Here is a 2,102-nt window from a genome sequence, read left to right on the forward strand (position 1 = left end):
TTTTTTCGGCGCGTCTCGCTTTCAGCTTGTGCTGTGTCAGGTAGATAGCAGCCGAGAGAACTTTGATTCCTTCTTAATTCTCGCTCTGGTCGTGCTTTGATGACATCCGAGCCGGACGGCCATTTGCCGTTGAGATAAATTTCCCTCTTGACTAAGTTGGTAGAGCAAGTTTCTTTGTTCTATGTTAAGATGTTTTCGGCTCATTTTTGGGTCTGATTTGTGTTTGTTAATGATCAGACAGTACCTGATGAGCCTTTCTTTGTCAACTCTTGAGGTTGATGCGTTTCATTTTTGAATTGGCGAATCAATACATCATTTCTACTGAAGCCATTCGAGATATGGAACAAATTCTTGATTATTTGGCTAATACTAACATTAGTGCGGGTGAGAAATTTTTGGAGGAGTTTGGCAAAAAATGTCGTTATCTTAGCCAATTTCCGCTAATGGGGCGCAGTTATCGAGAGATTCGTCCCTATTTGCGTGGCTTACCGATGAAAAACTACATTATTTTCTATCGCTTAACTGAGCAAGGGCTAGAAATCATGCCTGTTATCAAAGGAGAGCGAGATTTAGAAGCTTTTTTCTTTGAAAAACCCTAAAAAATCAAGGCAATTACTTTTTTTCAACTGTTTATAATAGAGATCGCTACAATGTCGAGTATCCTCCCATCCCAAAGCAGCCATGACAGCCAAAGAACAACTCCTCCAGGAAATCGAACAAGCTCCCGAATCTCTAATCCAATCCTGCTTAGAATTGATACTCTCCCATAAAACTCCCGCCCCTTCACCGCAAAATAACAAACCAATTTGGGAAATCGCCGATGAAATAATTGCCACCATTCCCGAAGAATCCTTTGACCAGATCCCCACCGATGCGGCGGCCAACTTGGATTACTATCTTTATGGCAATTCTCCTCAAAAATAATGCCGACCCTCTTCGCCGACACATTTTATTGGGTTGCCTTGATTCATGCTAAAGATCAATGGCATAGACAAGTGCGAGCTTTTAGTAGGTTAATTCAAGATTATTCTTTAATTACAACCGATTTAGTCTTGGTGGAATATCTTAACTTTTTTGCTAAATTTGATCAACCCATGAAACAAGGTGTCGTCAATTTCTATCGCCAAATCCAAACCTCTCCAAATCTGCAAATTATTAGCCTTGATTCTTATTTAATTCAATCAGGTGTAGAACTTTATGCCAACCGTCTAGACAAAGGCTATAGCCTGACTGATTGTGTCTCAATGATTGTGATGAAACAAATGGGAATTTATGAAATACTCACCATGACCAGATCATTTTGATGCTGGAGAGCGATCGCTTTTTAGGATATAGAACGGAGTAATGGCGTTTTGGGAAATATGGGAAGTGCGCTCTTGGCTCTTCTAGGTTCTGTGTGAGGATGGTATAATAATAATACAGGACAGGAGGTGGGTTATGTGGATAAATTTTGATCAACTCCTCGATTTACCAAATGTAACAGTGGTCAATTATCAAAAAATTGCTCAGACAATTTTCCTAAAGCTCGCTCTTTTAAATGAAACAATTGAATGTCCGAATTGCCATCAAACCTTGGACAGAATCAATCAGACAGAGTATAATCTAGTCAGAGATTTGTCAATATTAGGCAATCGAGTATATTTAGAAGTACCACGCCGCCCCCCCAACCCCTAGGGTTGATTCATTTAAATTAAGTACAGCTGATTTTGAGTCAATAAATTTGACTGAAGATTCTCAAGTTTATCTTTTTCTAATCAAAAGAGTTAGTCACAATAACTAATCTTTAATCCTCTGCCAATATTTATTATGAATAGATTGATAAAGCTTGTTAAAAAGGTTCTTCGTTACTTGGTATGGTTCGAGCGGGTGGCATAAATCGACTAAATCTTTATCTGGCAAGAGATTTAATTAATTAGTTCGCTCTAGATCAAAAACAATTGATAAAAATCGCAGCAATGTCTGTCTCTATAAGGGTTTCATTCCAGAAATGTTGAATCTCGTAACAAAACTTTACATTTAAGAACATGACAACCCCAGAACGCCATTTTTCAGATTGAATAGACAATTTTCCTAAACCAGTGTACATAGCTGATATGTTGACA

The 2,102-nt window shown here is 38.3% G+C and carries 3 protein-coding genes and 2 pseudogenes; 4 read left to right on the forward strand and 1 reads right to left on the reverse strand.

Going from position 1 to position 2,102, the window contains the following annotated elements; all coding sequences use genetic code 11:
* Positions 1–204: pseudogene (locus H6G48_RS01000) on the reverse strand (helix-turn-helix domain-containing protein); the annotation flags it as partial.
* Between the two features lie 74 nt (positions 205–278).
* On the opposite strand from H6G48_RS01000, the gene H6G48_RS01005 reads away from it, so the two are divergent.
* The 4 genes and pseudogenes from H6G48_RS01005 to H6G48_RS01020 form a co-directional block, all read left to right on the forward strand.
* Positions 279–599: a type II toxin-antitoxin system RelE/ParE family toxin gene (locus tag H6G48_RS01005; RefSeq protein WP_190718218.1), complete on the forward strand. Its 321-nt coding sequence runs from the start codon at positions 279–281 to the stop codon at positions 597–599.
* Between the two features lie 82 nt (positions 600–681).
* On the forward strand, positions 682–924 hold the full coding sequence (locus H6G48_RS01010; protein WP_002762874.1) for a hypothetical protein: 243 nt from the start codon (positions 682–684) through the stop codon (positions 922–924).
* Positions 924–1,304 carry a type II toxin-antitoxin system VapC family toxin gene (locus tag H6G48_RS01015; RefSeq protein ID WP_002762876.1) on the forward strand — a complete coding sequence of 127 codons (381 nt, stop codon included), beginning with the start codon at positions 924–926 and terminating at the stop codon, positions 1,302–1,304. The genes H6G48_RS01010 and H6G48_RS01015 overlap by 1 nt, the downstream gene beginning before the upstream one ends.
* Before the next feature lie 133 nt (positions 1,305–1,437).
* Positions 1,438–1,659, forward strand: a pseudogene (locus tag H6G48_RS01020) (transposase family protein); the annotation flags it as partial.
* Positions 1,660–2,102 lie beyond the last annotated feature (443 nt).

Origin of the sequence: Microcystis flos-aquae FACHB-1344 (genome assembly GCF_014698375.1) — a bacterium.
GTDB lineage: Bacteria > Cyanobacteriota > Cyanobacteriia > Cyanobacteriales > Microcystaceae > Microcystis > Microcystis aeruginosa.

Coding starts and splice junctions, on each gene's coding strand:
- H6G48_RS01005 (WP_190718218.1), top strand. CDS start 279: ATGCGTTTCATTTTTGAATTGGCGAATCAATACATCATTTCTACTGAA.
- H6G48_RS01010 (WP_002762874.1), top strand. CDS start 682: ATGACAGCCAAAGAACAACTCCTCCAGGAAATCGAACAAGCTCCCGAA.
- H6G48_RS01015 (WP_002762876.1), top strand. CDS start 924: ATGCCGACCCTCTTCGCCGACACATTTTATTGGGTTGCCTTGATTCAT.